This is a genomic window from Brevibacillus borstelensis (assembly GCF_003710865.1).
In the GTDB taxonomy this organism is placed as follows: Bacteria; Bacillota; Bacilli; order Brevibacillales; family Brevibacillaceae; genus Brevibacillus; species Brevibacillus borstelensis.
In genome coordinates, this window is the sequence record NZ_RHHO01000025.1 from 1 (window position 1) to 17192 (window position 17192).

The 17192-nt window shown below is 55.5% G+C and carries 11 protein-coding genes; 7 read left to right on the forward strand and 4 right to left on the reverse strand.

What is annotated here, in order from left to right; genetic code table 11:
- The 4 genes from EDM54_RS26765 to EDM54_RS13005 all read right to left on the reverse strand — a co-directional run.
- On the reverse strand, positions 1-209 hold a 209-nt coding region (locus tag EDM54_RS26765), incomplete at its 3' end, for a hypothetical protein (RefSeq protein ID WP_221175478.1).
- Positions 210-228: 19 nt separating this feature from the next.
- Positions 229-2088: an SH3 domain-containing protein gene (locus tag EDM54_RS12995; RefSeq protein ID WP_122958301.1), complete on the reverse strand. Its 1860-nt coding sequence runs from the start codon at positions 2086-2088 to the stop codon at positions 229-231.
- Positions 2089-2102: 14 nt separating this feature from the next.
- Positions 2103-3044: a C1 domain-containing protein gene (locus tag EDM54_RS13000; protein WP_122958302.1), complete on the reverse strand. Its 942-nt coding sequence runs from the start codon at positions 3042-3044 to the stop codon at positions 2103-2105.
- The gene (locus EDM54_RS13005; protein ID WP_035991295.1) at positions 2986-3189 is read right to left on the reverse strand and encodes a hypothetical protein; all 204 of its coding nucleotides are present in this window, start codon (positions 3187-3189) and stop codon (positions 2986-2988) included. Before EDM54_RS13005 ends, EDM54_RS13000 begins: the two co-directional genes overlap by 59 nt.
- 210 nt (positions 3190-3399) lie before the next feature.
- On the opposite strand from EDM54_RS13005, the gene EDM54_RS13010 reads away from it, so the two are divergent.
- The 7 genes from EDM54_RS13010 to EDM54_RS13040 are packed head-to-tail and all read left to right on the forward strand — an operon-like array spanning position 3400 to position 16941.
- Positions 3400-5184 (forward strand): vWA domain-containing protein, encoded by a 1785-nt coding sequence (locus tag EDM54_RS13010; RefSeq protein WP_122958303.1) that lies wholly within the window; start codon positions 3400-3402, stop codon positions 5182-5184.
- Between the two features lie 12 nt (positions 5185-5196).
- Complete coding sequence (locus EDM54_RS13015) at positions 5197-8586, forward strand: tubulin-like doman-containing protein (protein ID WP_003388647.1); 3390 nt, start codon at positions 5197-5199, stop codon at positions 8584-8586.
- 19 nt (positions 8587-8605) lie between these two features.
- A complete protein-coding gene (locus EDM54_RS13020) occupies positions 8606-10963 on the forward strand; it encodes a coiled-coil domain-containing protein (protein ID WP_031932512.1) in 2358 nt (785 codons plus the stop codon).
- Entirely contained in the window at positions 10960-12243 is a 1284-nt protein-coding gene (locus tag EDM54_RS13025; RefSeq protein ID WP_003388645.1) for a vWA domain-containing protein, read from the forward strand. The genes EDM54_RS13020 and EDM54_RS13025 overlap by 4 nt, the downstream gene beginning before the upstream one ends.
- Before the next feature lie 22 nt (positions 12244-12265).
- Positions 12266-12901 carry a hypothetical protein gene (locus EDM54_RS13030; RefSeq protein WP_003388644.1) on the forward strand — a complete coding sequence of 212 codons (636 nt, stop codon included), beginning with the start codon at positions 12266-12268 and terminating at the stop codon, positions 12899-12901.
- A gap of 12 nt (positions 12902-12913) precedes the next feature.
- Complete coding sequence (locus EDM54_RS13035; protein WP_122958304.1) at positions 12914-14176, forward strand: TRAFAC clade GTPase domain-containing protein; 1263 nt, start codon at positions 12914-12916, stop codon at positions 14174-14176.
- A gap of 2 nt (positions 14177-14178) precedes the next feature.
- Positions 14179-16941: a GAP1-N2 domain-containing protein gene (locus EDM54_RS13040; protein ID WP_122958305.1), complete on the forward strand. Its 2763-nt coding sequence runs from the start codon at positions 14179-14181 to the stop codon at positions 16939-16941.
- Positions 16942-17192: the final 251 nt, after the last annotated feature.

The window sequence follows — 17192 nt, forward strand, 5'->3', positions numbered from 1 at the left end:
TGAAACTGTCCAAGAGCAAGCGTTGCTGACAGCAACCGTACAAAATATAAATAGTCTACCGCTCCACCTTGCAAAGGCATGTTAGGTGTGGTGCTATCTAAGACTTCCAGCACTTCGTGCTCAATTTTATTGTTATGAAAGAAGAAACTCCAACATATTGTGGGGTTTCTCGACAGCCTGAACGCAGAATAATCTCTGCGTTCTTCCATGCCAAGCAAGAAGGCGTCCCTACGGAACCGTGTTGATCCACCCTTTTTTCCCTTCAAACGACACCTGGTACCAGCCATCCGCTTCCGTGAGAATCGTGACCGACCCGTTCGCGGGAATCTGGCCGACCTGCTCATACTGTTCGCCAGGACCTGCGTACATCTTGATCGCATTTCCGGCATTTGCGATATCGGGCGGGGCTTCTTCGGCGGCCGGAGAGCCGTCTGATGTTTTGCCGGGCGTCGGCGTTCTGTCTCCCCGGCCCTGATTTTGCGGGTCGTGCCGGGAATCTTGAGGTGTATCTTGCTGCGACTCATCCTGAGCATCGTCTCCGGTTTCCCCCGATGCATTGTCCTCGCCTTCCGCCGTCTCCGACAGGTAATCATCCTTCTTGCCTTCGTACACGAGGCCCTTTTCTTCCAGCTTGAAAAAGGCAATCTGGCTTTCCCCTTCGCCTGTCGGGTTGTCAACGATGATCAGCTCCGGGCTTTCTGCGGCAAAGCCTTCTCCTTCGATTTCAAAGACTTTGGCAAGTCGCGAGCTGAACAAGTCTGGGGCGAACCCTGTGTAAAGGTAGGTGCGCTCCTTCCCTTGGGCCTCCAAAAAGATAAGCGGAGCTTCCTTTTCGCCAAGCGCTTCGGACAGGCTCAGCTTGGATGGCGCAACGCCCGAGCCAACCGATTTCTCCAGATACAGCACATTCCCATCCGGCATTTTGGCCGCGAGGTAAAGCTGCGGATCGTCGTCTTCAGTGAGTCCGACTGCGTAAACCTGCGAACCCCAGAGGCTTTCTCCAGACATGACGAACCGATAGGCCTTGTCCGGGTATTTTTCCCTCAAGAGCCGTACGGGCTCATTGTCCACCCAGCGGCTTTCCGCCTCAGCGATCAGAGTGGAGGTGTCTTCGAGCGCATTCAGCTCCCGATACAGCTCGATCGCTTTCTCGTATTGACGAGCGTCGACATACCGCTCCGCCTGACGAAGCTTGCTGCTGATGTAACGGTCGATCTGGTCGAGGGCTTCGGAGCGGGAAGGAAGTACGTCCCGGATCTCTCGATATGCCTTGGCCAGCGCAATGAAGGCAAGCAAATCGTCCTGACGGATGGCCGAGCGTATTTCCTCCTTTGCGTACCGTTCCAGAAGTGCGACCAGCCAATCTGCCTGGATGCTTGCCTGCTTGTAGGCACGCAAGCTGTTCGCCGCGCTTGCCGTCACTTCGGGAAAGCTGCCGGCAGCGGTCAAATGAGCAAACTTCGCTTCATCATAGGAGCGGAACAAGCGGGTCAACTCCCGCTTTTTTTTGTCCGTACCGCCGTAGTATTCGTCGGGGATGGCGGCGAGCGAGGCGATAAACTCCTCGTTGCGGTAACGCTTCTGCACTAGATTGTTCTCCAGTGCGCCCTTTGCCAGCTCCATGGCTTGCAAAAAGTAGCTGTTTATATTCGATTCCAGCGAAAGACGGTTGGATATTGCCTTGAAAAAGGAGACAGTCTGAAGCTCCTGCTGCTTCACATATTTGCTTTTCATGCCATGGTAACCGTCGTATATCGCAAGCATCCGCGCGTCATCCCGTTCCTTTATGGCAGCATCTGCCTGACGGGCAAGCGATTCCAGCTCCAGCCTGATCGTGGTCAGTCCCGACAACGACCGGCTCCAAGCTTCATCTCCGTACTGGATGGAGGTGATGCCATTGGCTTTGGAGAACGTCTCTTCCGCGAGGAGCAGATTGTTTTCCTCATAGTAGCCCCGCGCCTTTTCATACAGGCTGACTTTGTACAGGCTGAACCCGATTTTCCAGACGACCCCGACCGCGGCGATGATGAAAAGAACCAGGAGGGCATTGCGGACCCAGAGCGACTTTCGATAGGAAGAGACAAACATGCCACCAAACTCCTTCACAGCACACCTTTAAAGTCGGGATCAAATGAATAGCGCGTTTCGATCAGGCTGGAGGCGGCTTCGCGCAGACTGCCCCAATTCTCGTCCGGATTCGCCTTGAGCAGCTTGGCCAGACGCAGCAGGCGCTCCCGAGGGATGTACTCCAGCGACTCGGAAATGAAATCCTGGTACATGACGACATAGGATTTCATCCGCAGCGCGGCGCCCGCCACCTGTCCGATCACACGCGTGCCGTTTTCTTCAAGGAAGATGTTCCCCTTGTAGCGGATGACGTAGTCGATGACGGACTTCTTCAACAGCCACGGCTGCACCTTGAGGACCTCGCCGAGATACTCGATAAAATCTCTGTCATACGTAGACGGAATCAGCGTCTCCAGCTCCAGCTCCATGTCCTTGCGCAGGACGAAGCGATTGAGGAGCATGATTTTGCACACCTTGACGGCATCGGAGTGAAACAGACAGCCGACCTCCCTGATCTTTTCGTAGGCGTCCTTGAAGCGCTCCGCTTCGACGTCCTCGTTCACTTCGACCAGATTCCGGGTCAGACCGCTCTTGATTTTGTCGTGTTCCTTGCTGATCAACCTCATAAAATGGTTTGTTTTTTCGTAAATGGAATATTTTTTCTGAAGAAGCGCATACAACAGCAGGGATACGACTCCGCCAACGGAAGCGGCTGCGAGCTGCCAAAGCGTGTCTGCGCTCAGAATGGCCAGACAGATCAGGAGGCCCAGGATCAACAGCTGCTTCTGAAAATGGCGGCGGCTGAGGATGTGCGAGAGCTGACGCAGGGAAAGGAAGCTGTTTTTCCTGCCGCAGACATCGCACTCCTCATGCTCCAGCACGGTGTACGATTCGCAGTGCTTGCAGTACTTCAAGCGCTCAAAGGCGTGTGTGGTTTTCCGGCTTTTCCTGAACTGGACGCCCAGCTTTTTTTTCATAGGATTCCCTCTCGTCATTCAACAAGGTAAGCAGATGTTGGTCGACTTCCGCTTCAGACAGGTTTTTTCGTTTGTGCAAAAGGAGCACGACGTATCGCGCTGCCAAAACCAGCAGGATCACGGCAAGGATATAATAGGTAAGCATTCTATCATTCTCCCAACTTGGTTTGTCGAGTTATGTAACAAAAAATGAAGTAGCCCGTATAACGTTATATAGGCCGAAGGATTCTTTTTCATCCAAGTTAGTGTAGAATATAGTGGTAATCTTGTCATAATATTGCTTCATTTGCAATACTTCCAAATTCGTTCGGTCTATGAATTCGACAAAAATCTACATAAGCGGAGGTTCTAACAGATGATACGTATGACAGCACTCTTTCGATACATCCTGTGTCTGTGGCTTCTGCTGGGACTGGTGACCTCGGGAGGAACCACGGGCTTTGCGCAAGCGGGCACAGACAAAATGGACGCCGTGCTGGTGGTGGACGTCAGCAACTCCATGTCGGAAAGCGACAAAAACGGCGTCAGCCTGGAAGCGATGAAAATGTTCGTGGATATGACCTCGGCCCAGGGGAACAAGATCGGGGTCGTTGCCTACACGGACAAGATCGAGCGGGAAAAGGCGCTGGTCAATGTCAATTCCGAGCAGGACAAAAAGGATATCAAGGCATTTATCGACAGCCTGCAAAAAGGGGCGTATACCGATATCGCGGTCGGAGTGGGCGAAGCGGTAAAAATTTTGGAGGACGGGCACGACCAGGCCCACTCTCCGATCATCGTGCTGCTGGCCGACGGCAACAACTATTTGAACAAGGCCAGCAGCCGTACACAGCAAAAATCCGACCAGGAGCTGGCGGCGGCGGTCAAGACCGCAAAGGACAAAGGCTATCCCATCTATACGATCGGGCTGAATGCGGACGGCAAGCTGAACCGTGCTCCGCTGCAGCAAATTTCCGCGGAGACAGGCGGCGCGTTTTTTGAAACGAGCACAGCAGACAGTCTGCCGCAAATACTAAGCGAAATTTTTGCCAAACACGCGAAGGTAAAAGTCGTTCCGGTCCAAAACTTCACCTCCAACGGACAGTTCCAGGAGGTACCTATTTCCATTCCGAATGGAAGCGTGCTGGAGGCAAACATCTCGATCACGTCCGGGAAAGCGGTCGAGCTGAAGCTATTCGACCCCACAGGAAAAGAATTGACGATTCCGTCCAATGACATCCTGCTCTCCCGCTCCCGCACGTATTCGCTGCTCAAGCTCGTGCAGCCTGCCCAAGGGGAATGGAAGCTGCAAGTAAAGGGTGCCGACCGGGACAAAATCAACGTCAATCTGATCTTCAACTACGACGTGGGGCTGGAGATGGAGCCGCTCCCGTCCAAGACGTACAAGGCGGGCGATGTGATTCCGATCAAGGCGGCGCTGTCGACCAACGGCCAGCCGGTCAGCCCTGAGCTTTACAAAAAAATGAAGGCCAAGCTGATCGTCCAGGATATGAGCAGCAAGCAGACCAGCGAGATCGATCTGACGAACACCGGCAGCGGGTTTGAAGGCAGCTACACCATCCCGGCCGCAAGCCGGTACGAGATCAAGGTAAGGGCGGAGGAGACCAGCTTTTACCGGGAAACGAAGCCGGTTACCGTAGATGCGTCGCAGGGTGGAGGAAAAGCAACGAGTCCGCAGCCGCCAGCGTCTTCACATACAGAGGAGTCAAGCCCATTTCCGTGGACGGCGGTGATCGTGGGGGCTGTCGGATTGATACTCGTGGCTGCCGGAGCGATCTATCTGCTGTCTGCCTGGAAAAAGGCGAACAAAGGCTTTACGGGCCAGGTCGCCATTGAGATTGTCGATGAGGATACGGGCGAGAAGTCGAGCCCGCAGTACAAAAAACTGAGTGCATTTAAAGGAAAGGTCAAGCTCCACCAGCTCTTGCAGCTCGCACCGGAGTTCCAGGAGACCGAGAAGGTGGTTTTCCTGCCGGGCAAAAACGATACGCTGCTGATTGAGAACCGCTCCGGCTGCCGGATCGAGAAGGCAGGACGCGTCCTCGATGCCAGCAAGGGCAAAGAGCTGAAAAAGAACGACCGCATCAAAATATCACTGACAAGCGTGAACAAGTCCGTTTATGTAGATTACATCGTGTAGGAGTGATCGAAGATGAAAGCAGTAGTGAGAGAACATATCCAACAGTTGGACGTATCGCTTGGCGGAGGAATTGTCAGCGACAAGATTCGTGTCGATACCATCGACAACCCGATGCTCGTCATCGGGATCGGCGGGACGGGGATCGACGCGCTGCTCCGCCTGAAATACCAGGTAAACCGCCGCTTCAAGCTGCCGGTAGACCCGCTTTCCAAGAAGCGGAAGGAAAAGCCGGACAACATCGAGTTCATCGCGTTTGAGACAAACGAGCACGACCGCAACAAAAAATACAAGGGCATCGGTCTCGATCCGGTTACGGAATTCGTCCTGCTGTCCAATCCGGAGATCGGCGGCGTCCTGCAAAACAGGAGCATTCTGGAGCCGTACATCACAGACTGGCTCTCGCCCGAGCTGACGATCACCGACGGGATCAGCGGCGCGTCCGGCGTCCGTCAGGCTGGCCGCCTGCTTCTGTTTACCAAGATCACGCAGGTCGTGCAGACGATCGAGAAAAAGATCAAAATGCTGTCCGAAGGCACGAACAAAAAGCTGATGGTTTTTCTTTTGACCGGTATTTCCGGCGGAACAGGCAGCGGCTGCTTCCTCGACATCGCCTATATCGTTCGCGGAATTATGGAGCGAGACTTCGGCAGCGCGGGCGTCGACAAGGTCAACACGCTCGGCTATCTGTTCACGCCGGACGTCAACCTGTCCAACAAGAGCCTCAGCTCGCACACCCGCGACTACATCATGAAGAACGGCTACGCCGCCTTGAAAGAGCTGGATTACTGGATGAACGCGGACGAGCGGAATGAGCGCTTCCGCCAGCAGTACGGCAATGTGCTGACCGTCCAGTCGCCAATGCCGCCGTTTAACCTGTGCCATCTGATTTCCGCCACCAACCTGGAAGGCAAGGCGCTGGAAAACGCCTACGACTACTGCATGAACGTGACGGCGGAGAACATCACCAACTTCATGGCCAGCGAGGAAAAACGGTCTGGCGAGGAATTCGCCATTCACGACTATATCAGCAACATTCGCACCAATATCAACCAGATGCCAAAAGCATACGCGGCCAACTACCAGTACAACGTCATCGGCGCATCATCGGCTGTGCTGCCGATCGAAGAGATGACGACCTATCTGGCGTACCGCCTGTTCAAGAAAATGGAGAACATGTTTACCGTCGCTCCGACTCAGGAGGACGCCGAGAAGTTTGCCCGCAAGCTGGGCATTGACGTCGACTCCATTTCCCGCAAGTTCGAGGAGCGCGTGCCCGAACCGCTGCCCGGCTATGAAAACAGCGAACGGCTGAGCTACAGCAACGTGATCAGCCAGCAGGTCGTCAGCATCGACCACGAGCTGGAGCAGGGCTATCTGGCTAAAGCACGCGAGGAGTACATCAAGAGCAAGAAGCAGCTTCCGGGAGAGCTGACCGCCACCTTTGGCGAAATGATCACCCGCGTCTTCCTGCACCCGCAGCAGGGACCGTTTTACGCATCCCGGCTGATCCATTCGGACAAAGGCTACTGCCTTTTGAAAATGATCCAGTCCTACATCGAGACACTGAAGGCAAATCTGGAAAGCTATCCGCGCGAGATCGAGGGCGCCCGAGAGAACGCCAACGAAAAGCTGGGCGACGCCCGCAGCGCCTTTATCTCCAAGGAAAAGAAAAAGAACGCCTACATCGAAGCCAAGATCAACGAATACCAGCTTCTGGCCGACCAGGAAAAGCTGGAGCAAATGATCGAGTTCTACGAAGAGCTGTACCGCCTGCTCAACGACGAGAACAACCGGATTTACAACGTGTTTACGGAAATTCTCAACACGCTGAACCAAATTTTCGAGAAGAACGGCGACATCCTGATCAACGGCAGCGAAGAGGTCGACCGCACCGGCAACAAAACGTACTACTGGAATGTTGTCGGCGTTCCCGACATCGCCAAGGTGATCAACAAGATCATGGAGGAGAAAGAGGCGGAGGATTTGATCCGCGACTTCACCAGCGAGCTTTTGAAGCGCTCCGATCAGTGGGTGAAGGAGCAGGAGCTGGACATCGTCAGCGCGATCAGCGAGTTTTTGTCGGAGAAGTTCGGCGACCTGATCACCAAGTCGATGGAAGACTTCCTCGTGATCAAGTACGGCCAGGACGAGACGCTGGACCGCATCGTCGAGCGCAAGATTGCCGGCAAGCTGGATGAAGAGGCGATCCCGGTGTTCCACCTGAGCAACAATCTGGGCAACCTGCACTTCCCGTCCTGGGGCTTCGTGTCGGTGCCGGTGAAGGCTCCGGGCATCCTGAAAGGGATCAAGAACTACCAGAACACCTCGATCAGCGGCTCCCGCTTTACGGTAAAGGAAAGCGAGGTCAAAAACCGGATTTTCTGGCTCAACACGAAGAACGGGATCCCGCTGTTTGTCTACACGCCGCTGAAGGTGTACGAGGAGAGCTACGAGCGCACCATTCTGGAAAAAGAGGGCATCGGCCGCCACCTCGTACAGACGGAGAAAAACAACTGGACCTACCTCCCGTCCCCGATTCCGGAAAAATCCTGGGGAGACGTCTACGTCAACAATCGCGTGCGGGAGTACAACGCGCGAGTGCGGCAGTTGTTCGACCATGCAGTGCGCTACGGCTGCATCCGCGAAAAGGGAACGGGCAGCCAAACAAGCAGCCGATACGAGTGCGTCATCACGAAGCCGTTTGAGCTGAAAGCATTCCTCGCCGGCTGCGGAATGGACGGGGAAGCCAAAAAGGCAAGCCCGGGCGAGATCAAGCGCTGCCTGGCCGAGCTGAAAGGCTTTATGAAGGACGGACTGGAGAAAGAGTACACCAAAGACATCTTCGGCAGCACCAATGAAGAGATGGCGAAGGAAAACTTCATCCGCTACCCGGAATTGATCCGCCTGATGCAGGAGGAAGTCCGCAAATACGAAGAGATCGAGGGGAAAATCGGCGAGCTGGAGAGCATCGTCAGCGCGATGCAGGGCGAAGAAGAGCTGCTCAACCTGTTCATCGAAGCGATGTACACCAGCACGATCTGCAAAAAGGGAGCCTTGTACGTCTACGACAAGGACGAGGAAGAAGAGGCGTGGGAGCCTTTCGTCAATCTGATGAAGGTGAACAAGCACGTGGAGTACGCGATCTACGAGCAGCTCCGCAGTCTGGAGCCGAAACGCCTGACCAGCCTGCAGCGGAAGGCGAGCAAGCGAAGCGACGCCATGACGCTCTCCGAGGATACGCAGGCCCTGATCGGCAAGCTGGATGAGATCGCCGCCACCTTCCAGGAAGTGAAGAACGATCTGGAATACGACCGGGATGAGTACGTCAATGGCGAGGAGCTCTACGATTTTTACAAAAAAGTGTGGGCAAAAGTAAACGACATGCGCAAAACACTGCAATAGCCGGACATGAGGAGGAAGCATGAGGGATTTGATCGAACAGCTCGCAACGCAGTACGCCTCGGACCTCGACACACAACTGGATAGCGGAAACGGACAGCGAAGCATACAAAACCCCGTGCTGTTCCTCTTCATCGGGGATAACAGCCTGGAAGCGCTCCAGGCTGTTTATTCCTTGAATGAACGGCAGTGGAAAAACCACGCAGGGGCGCTCTATTTACACGCGAGCTCAGGCAAAACGCTGTCCGAACCCCGTGTGTACGGTTGCCGGCTGCCCGAGCCGCTCGCAGGCAGGCAAACCTTGCGAAGCGACATATACAGCCAGTTTTACCAGCAGGAGCCGCTGCGCGTCGAGATCAACAAGGTCATGAAGAAAGTCAGCATTCATCTCGCCGAGGCGGGAGGGCATTGCCCATCCGTCCAGCACGTAAACATTGCGGTCGTGACGCGGGCCGATGACCCGGCCAACGTGCTGGTGCCGGAGCTTGTCCTGCTGATGAAAAGCTATTTGTCCGAGGTGTTCAAATACGTCTCTATCGATCTCTACGCCTTGATCCAGGAGAAGAGCAGCGGCGACGATTTCGGATTTTCCGCATCGCTTTCGGTCAGCTTTCTGGAGGAGCTGACGAATTATCAGCGGAGCGATTACCGGTTCAAAGAATCGCTGCAGGTGACGGAGGATCACGTGACCCTTGAGGTGGCTCACGCTGGAAGCCCGCTGTTTTCGCTGATTTATTTGCTCAGCGACAAAAATGAGCGGGGCCTGTTTGCCGAGAACGGCCAAAAGGACAACTACGAAATCATCAGCCGTCTCGTGCTTTTGAACAACAAACCAGCAGAGCCGGAGCTGGGCGAAGGCAACGAGAGCTACAACAAGCACCAGTTTACCCGCAGCATCACAGTGGACAACGTGCAGACAGCCTTTGCCACGGCCGGTTTTTCCAAGGTCAAGCAGCCAAAGGATGCGATCGCCTTGACGGTGCTGTCGCACGTGTACGACGACCTTCTGGAAAGAATGAAGACGTCTCCCCTGCCCGATCCGGCCGGGCTGATGGAACGGCTGGAGCTGGCGCCCCGCCATATCCTGCGCAGCGTTCAGTCGATTTTGCCGGACGGCGGCAAGCTTGACGAAATGACGGGCCTGATGGCGACGGGAGTCAGCTACGCCGAGCTCAGGAGCATGACGCTCAGAGAAGCGGAGCATGCCTTGTTTCAAGGGAGCAGCCAAGCGTTTTTCGAGATGCATTTTGAGCAGCGTGCCCGCAAGCAGCTAGAGAGCCTGCAAATCAAGGAGAAATTCGCCAGACTGTTTCGGGAAACCGTCGCGGAAGATCCGCGCTGCGGCCCGTATGCGGCCTGTCAGCTCACTTCGGGAAACGAGACGCTCCCCACCATTCGCGGCGAGCTTTTGGCAAGAATCAGGGAGACGGCCCGCCTGCTGGAAGAGACGAGGGCCGAATGGGAGGATTTGTACCGGCAGCGCGTCGAGCAGCAGGATTTTAAAAAGGGCGGGTTTTTCACCAGAGAAAAAGACCGGATCAGAAATTTCATCCGCCACCTGCTGCCGCTCGTCTACGGAAAACGGTACGAACTGCTCGGACTGGAAATGGAGCTTCGGCTGCTGCGGGACTGCGAGCAGCAGGCAGAAGAGCTGCACCGCCAGCTTGCGGAGGAATGGGGACAGCTCGAAAGACTGCAGAAGCAGCTCCGCGAGCTCGCGCAAAAAAGCGTCAAGGAAGCGACCGACTACCTCGGGAAAAACATCGACCAGTATTACGGCACACTTGTCCGGGAGGCGATCCGCTCTCTCGAAGCAAAGAAAGGGCCCTTGTTTTACTGGGAGGATCGCTATCTTGGACAAAAGGCGAGCATCTTAAACGGCGGACAAACGGAATCGTCGGCTCTGATCGAACGGCTCTCCGCGCTGTGCCGCCAGGAGATTTTAAGCAGCCCGCTGTTTGCCCTGGCGTTCGAAGACGAGCTGTTGGCCCGGGCCAATGTGGCGGTTGCCTACGAGAACAGAGACGTTCTGACCAAGGAAGAGCTGTTCGAGGATCTCGACCGCGCGCTGGAGGAGAGAGCATCGGTGCATGTAGAGGTCTTCCACTTTTCGCAAAAGCACCGCTACGAAGAAAAGTACTTTTTCGCGGACATCGACAGCGACTTTATCCAATACGTGATGCAGAAGGGTCAGGGACTGCGGACCTGCAAGCAGGGGTGTATACACGAAGCGGGCACAAGCGGCATCGAAAAGCTGCACCTGATGGGCGGCTTCGGACTGGGTGACCTGATGTACTACCGCAACAACAAGAAATATTACGACTCCTATGTGGCGAACGGCTTTGTTTTTCACCGCCGGGAAAAGGGGGTATCCATATGAGTCAAAAAAGAATCAGCATGCTGATGGTCTTGCTCAGTACGATTGGCGGTCTCATCGGGTTTGGTGTGGGGGAAATCATTCTGCACCAGCTGTCCGGCGAGATGCCGCAATGGCTGCTGATGGGCCTGTATATCGGACAGTTCGCATTCTTCGTCGGACTGTTTTGTCTGATTGCTGAAATGATTTCACCAAGAGTGAACGGTACGGGCTGGAGGCAGCGCTATGCCGGTTTTTCCTGGAAAATGCTCGTACCGGCAACATTTATCATGCTGGGCGTGGCCGGTCTGCTGTTCCAACTGCTGTACGGCTCCAACATCCAGCGCTCCAGCGGCGCGGACAGCATCGTCATGGTGCTGGACACCTCGGGAAGCATGCGGGAGACCGACCCCGACGGCCAGCTTTTCAAGGCGGCAGCCGATGTCGTAAACCGGATGGACAACGATATGCAGGTCGCCATCATCGGCTTTAACGACGAGGCCAGCGTCCTGCAGCCGATGGTTTCGCTCGGAGACAGCAAGGTTAGGCAAGGCGTGATCGACAAGCTTGAAAATCACGATGGACCAGGCGGCGGCACCAACATTGACGCGGCTCTGGAAACGGCGCTGAATTTGATCCGGGACCCTGCTTCGGGAGCGGGCAACAGCACCGTTGTACTGATGTCGGACGGGTTTAGCAGAGTAGATACGGACAAAACGCTTCCTCCGTTCCGCGACCAGCACATTCCCATCCATACGGTAGGGATGAGTGCGGTCAGCGCTGACGGAACCGGGCTTTTGAAACAGATTGCGACAGAGACCGGCGGTACGTATACCGATGTGCAAAACGCCGAGCAGCTGACTTCGGCTTTCGGCCAGATTTACGAGCTGAACAGGCAGGACCGCAACCTGATGGGTGAGCGGAACGGAAGCGACAGCGGCCGTCTCCTGTACGCGGTAGAACGGGTTCTGCTGTTGACCGCGACTGGCGCGCTGCTCGGGCTCGCACTTGGACTCATATTCGATAACAAGCACATCGCCAAAAGCTTTTCCATCGGCGGCGCGGTCGCCGGACTTTTGGCCGGTCTGGTGCTGGAAATGGGCTTTGCCTCCACCGGCCTGCCTGGTCCGGTGCTGCGGTTGGTTGCGGATATTTTGCTGGCGCTCGTATTGACGCTGTTCACCATAAACATTCCGGCGCCCGTAAGCGGCCAGCTTTCTGACGCGGGAAGCTTTTCGAGGCGGAGGTATTCGCCAAATAGCAGCCTCGATGCGAAAACGCCAGGCCTGAAGCGGTTTGACTAGTAGAGTGGGAGCATGATGCCTGATGATACAAATGGAAGAAACGGATAACCGGCTGATCAAGTCCGTCTCCTGCCAGGTGCAGGGGAGCGAATGCGTCATCAACTGGCATTGGCCAGAGTCGGTTCCCTGTGTCTACGTGCATAAATCGCGGCTGGATGAACCGTTCGATCCCTTTTTGCTCACGCAACGGGATGTAAAGCTGTACACCCGGGAGGAATACAAGGCAAACAGGGGCTACCGGGAGCCAGTCGAAGGAATCGGACGCTACGCCTATCGGATTTTCCCCTGCGAGCTGAGAGATGGCAAGCCGGTCATGCTCATTCCCGCAGGGGAGGATCATATCGGCCGCGTCAGCACGGGAAAGGCGAAAATCTATTATTCCGTAAAGCGCAGGAAGAGCTGGTTTCGCCCGTATCAATCGATTCAGATCCGGATTTTTTCCGAGCTGCCGATCTCCAGGGACGTGCTTTGCTACGTCAAAAAAGAAGGCTCCTACCCGGCAAACAAGGAAGACGGGACGCAGTACGCGTTCATTTCCGACCTGGAGCCCGGAGAGAACCTGATGCCGGAGATCGAAATCGGAAAAAACGACTACATCCGGCTGTTTTTTACCGACGGAAAAAAATACGGGGAACTCTACGAACTGATTCCCGAATAGGAGGGAACGGAGATGCTTACGTTTCTCAAAAACATGTTTGACAAAAAGCCGCCCCAGAAGGAAAGGCTTCCGTTTTACGATATCGTCTGCCCGTACTGCTTTTCCAAGTATTCTCCGGAAGAGGTGGTCTTTCGCGCGGCTCACCACCGCGAGGACGACGAGGACTACGCCCTGCAGGAGGACGTGATCCTCAACCAGTATCGAAACAAGTTCGGCCTGGACGACATCGAGGAGATCGAGGCCGTGATCCACCCCGAGACAATTCCCGAGGAAAACCGGATCGTCGTCGACAACGTGCTGGTCGGCCTGACGGACAAGTACGGTGTCGTCACCAAGCGGAGGCTTTGCCCCAAATGCCACAACGAGCTGCCGATCACGGCCGGCAAAGCCCCCAGCAACATCATCTCCATCGTGGGTGCCTCCCAGGTGGGCAAATCCGTCTACATGACGTCATTGATCCATACCTTGCAAAACACGACGGCCAATCACTTTAACGCCGCCTGCATGCCGCTGAATGCCCAAATCAGCCGGAAGTTCCGGGAAAACTACGAGGCACCGTTGTTCGAACGCGGGCAGCTTCTTGACTCAACGCAAAAAGAGAAGCGGCAGGAGCCGTTTATATTCCAGTTCATCTTCAAGGACAATGAGCGCGCACCGCTGATTCTCGTCTTTTTTGACGTCGCAGGCGAGGGCATGGTCGACCGGGAGTATCTGGAGATTTATGCGGCCCACGTGAAAAATTCCTCGGGCATCCTGTTCCTCGTAGACCCGCTGCAGATCCGGAAGATTCGCGACAAAATCCAGTTGAATGCAGGGGATGAGCCCGGAGAGTTTACCGCCAAGTACGACGAGCCGCGCGAGGTTGTCATCACCATGTTTGAAAACTTCATCGGGTACGAGCAGGAAAGCAAGACGCACATCCCGACGGCAGTCGTGCTGACCAAAAGCGACATGCTGCACCTCCTGAAGGAAGAGGACGGGGAGTACATCAAATCCAACAGCAATGTGTTCCGCAACTATGTTCATGAGAAGCATTTGAATCTGACCGAGTTTGAAAATATCAACGGGGAGATTCGCCGGTTCATCGAAAAAGTGGATCGGCCGTTCAAGGACGCGCTGGATGTCTACTTCACCAATACCGCCTTTTTTGCCGTATCCGCATTGGGAAGCAATCCGGTCAATCAGAAGGTGAGCGGAGTCGTCACGCCTGTCCGGGTAGATGAGCCGTTTATCTGGCTCCTGCACCAACTGGACTACATCGAGGGGAGAGAGTGATTGTGACGCGGCATTTGATCGAGCAGCAATACTACACGCGCGGGCGCCAAGGCATTTTCCGCTCCAACGAGGGGTACGATACCGTCGCCAAATCCCCGAGGCTGGACAATTCGTTTATCAAGAAGACGCTCCACCCGTTCTGCGTATACGACGCCCCGCGGGAGCTCCAGGAGAGAGAAGCGGACCCGCGGGAGTACCCAGATGCGCTGATCTGCTTCCGGGCCGAGACGGGGGAGCTGGTGATCGGTCAAAGCGTGTATGCCGGCGCCGATTTTACCGGACAGCGCAATACGTTTTTTTCCCACAACTACGTGATCCCGGCCCTTCGCCGGGACGAATTTTGCCTGCGCCCCCGCAAAATCTTCGGAATCGAAGGCTTTGACCGCAAGCATGACGAGACAGCGGGGAAGGACTTGCCATCGCTTGAGGACATCCCGTACCGGGAGGGCGATCCGGGAGACAGGAAACGGGCACTGGCTCGGCTCGGCGTAGATGAACGGACCTTCAAGCAATTGCTGTACGCCGTCATGATGTCGCTCTCGGCGAAGAAAAAGGTGTTTGTCAGCCTGGACGGGGAGGTTGGAGCGGCGGCCGCATCCGCGAGGGAGCTGATGGAAATCCTCTACGGCTGCCTGCCTTACGAGATGCGCCGGCACATCGGCTTTCTGACCTACAGCAACGAGCCGCAAAGCAAGAAGCACATCAATGTCATGTTTGTGCAAAAAGGCAGTATCCGCCCCGGAGCCGGCCACATCGACAAGGAATTTCTGTTCGATCTGCCAAACAAGCGCATCTGGAATGCCGATTTGCAGGAAGGGGAACACGAATATCTCGATTTTGCCTGGATGTATCTGAATGAGCCGCGTGTGCTGGCGGATTTTTATCAGTTCGCGGAAGAAGTGCTGGCTGGCGACGAGAGCGGAGCTGGCTTGCGGCTGGCTACGTATTACGAGCTGTGCCCGCTGTTTCTGATCGAAAAGGGCAGAATGGCCGTATACGAAAAGAACCGCGCAGCTGTATGGCAGGTCATCCTGAATTATGTGGAGAATGGCCAACTGAAAAACAAAAAGCGGCTGCAAGAGCTGCTCGTCGGCCTGTTTCGCGAAGAAAAAGCGGCTGTCGCGGCCCGCGTGCTGCCTGCTGGCGAGCTCGTGCGGCTGATCATCCAATCCGGCCGCGTCGTCGAGCCCCGCAGCAAGCAAAAAGAGATGGTATTGTACCTCATGGACGTGCTGCTGAAAGGCAGGCTGATGCAGCCCGGGAAGTACTTAGGCGAGGTGTACAAGCATCTGGCCGCCGAACCGGAGATGTTTTCGCTGGTCATGAGTACGGCGTTGCGGCATGAGCAATTCGTGAAGCCGCTGTTTGAGGAGTATCTGGCCAAACGGCTGGAGGCTGCGCTCCGCATCGAGGACGTATTGAAGGAAATCGGCTTCTGGGCTGAACATGCGCCGGAGGCATTGCGAAACCCGTTCTTCAAGGAGGCGACGCGCAACAAGCTGCTCGCCCAGTTTCGCGGAAGCGGGCAAAAAACTGATGCAGCATCCCAGATCCACCGATTTTTCCGGAAGTCGCGGGAGAGCAGCGACTACGCCCGGGAAACGCTGGACGAGATCGACCGCTGCCTGTTGAAATACGTCAACCTGGAGACGCTGTCCCGCGAAGACTTTGAGGGGATCGTCGAACTGTTGGAGGATAAGCCGCAAACGTTTGCCAGAGAGCTCGATCTGGAAAGCAGGGAAACGTACGATCTGCTGATGAATCTGGCTGCGCTGGAGCAGGCCGAGGTGATTCCGCCCCCCGAGGAGTTTTTCCGCTCCTTTGACCCGGACGAGATCGACAAACAGCAGCGCCTCTTGAGAAGGCTCCTGGGGGAAAAGCTGGACCAACGGAGCTTTCCGATGGTATGGCTTGCGTTTTATCAGGCAGACTCCCAGTCGATCCACGATACGCCGTATGACAGAATGCTTTCCTTTGTCCATGAAAAGGGCGGGGAAGAAAGCGTGTATCCGTTTGTCCAGTGGACGATTACGGAACGCAGCTTCTTCCACGGGAAAGCCCTCGCGCCCGGTTACCGAGCGGCGCTAAAGCGGTATTTCCTCGAAGACAAGGGACAAAGGCTGCGCGACAAGGCTTGGCGGAAGAAATGGTACGCCGTTCGAAACGCCGACTTTCGGAGGGTGCTGGACGAGGTGCGAAACGAGAGCTCGAATGGATTGGTGCGCCTCTTCCGGCGGCATACAGGCATCATGGTCATCGGCACGGCCCTGCTTGTAGCCGGAGGCTCTGTCGGCGGTGTTATGCTCTATACGTCAAAACAAACGACGCCAGCCACCGGAGAAGCAGGCCACCCTGCATCTGGAGGCGGGACCGGCAACCCCGGTACAGGCGTGTCCGTGCCGGGCAGCGGTGAGGCAAGCAATCCGCCTGTTCGGATCTACGGACCGATGCTGCCTGCTGGAAATGGTACCCCAGCGGGAGATGCCGGGAATGCTGGAAATACCGGGGATGCCGGAAATGGTGGAAGTACCACCGGAAATTCTGGAAGTACCGGAAATGCTGGAAATAGCGGAAACGCTGAAAACACGGGAAATACCGGTAATACCGAAAATACGAACAGTCCCGGGGATACTGGCAAAACCGGAAGTGCCGGTACTACCAAGGATGAGTCAAATGCCGGAAGCTCCGGCACCGGGGAAAACGGTACAAATAAAAGCTCGACGCCAAAAACAGGCGACGGGCAGTCCTCGCCGTCGACCCCTTAGGCACTGCCTACAGGCTCCGGATAGTGGTAAACAAACGTACGAACAATCCGTCACGAACCGCCGGTACAGCAAATTATACGCAAAAAGACGCACCAGCAAACATACCGTACACAAACCAAAGCTGCCCATTTTGACGTGCAAGCTCGAATGGAAGCAGCACTACGTCATTGCAAAACCAAATAAACAGCAAGCCAAAAGCCGTGACCAGAACAGTCACGGCTTTCTTTTTTGTGCGCCCAGCATGGGCGATA

Bases quoted from the DNA above. Each gene is read 5' to 3' on its own strand.
- EDM54_RS12995 (WP_122958301.1), bottom strand. From the start codon at position 2,088: ATGTTTGTCTCTTCCTATCGAAAGTCGCTCTGGGTCCGCAATGCCCTC.
- EDM54_RS13000 (WP_122958302.1), bottom strand. From the start codon at position 3,044: ATGAAAAAAAAGCTGGGCGTCCAGTTCAGGAAAAGCCGGAAAACCACA.
- EDM54_RS13005 (WP_035991295.1), bottom strand. From the start codon at position 3,189: ATGCTTACCTATTATATCCTTGCCGTGATCCTGCTGGTTTTGGCAGCG.
- EDM54_RS13010 (WP_122958303.1), top strand. From the start codon at position 3,400: ATGATACGTATGACAGCACTCTTTCGATACATCCTGTGTCTGTGGCTT.
- EDM54_RS13015 (WP_003388647.1), top strand. From the start codon at position 5,197: ATGAAAGCAGTAGTGAGAGAACATATCCAACAGTTGGACGTATCGCTT.
- EDM54_RS13020 (WP_031932512.1), top strand. From the start codon at position 8,606: ATGAGGGATTTGATCGAACAGCTCGCAACGCAGTACGCCTCGGACCTC.
- EDM54_RS13025 (WP_003388645.1), top strand. From the start codon at position 10,960: ATGAGTCAAAAAAGAATCAGCATGCTGATGGTCTTGCTCAGTACGATT.
- EDM54_RS13030 (WP_003388644.1), top strand. From the start codon at position 12,266: ATGATACAAATGGAAGAAACGGATAACCGGCTGATCAAGTCCGTCTCC.
- EDM54_RS13035 (WP_122958304.1), top strand. From the start codon at position 12,914: ATGCTTACGTTTCTCAAAAACATGTTTGACAAAAAGCCGCCCCAGAAG.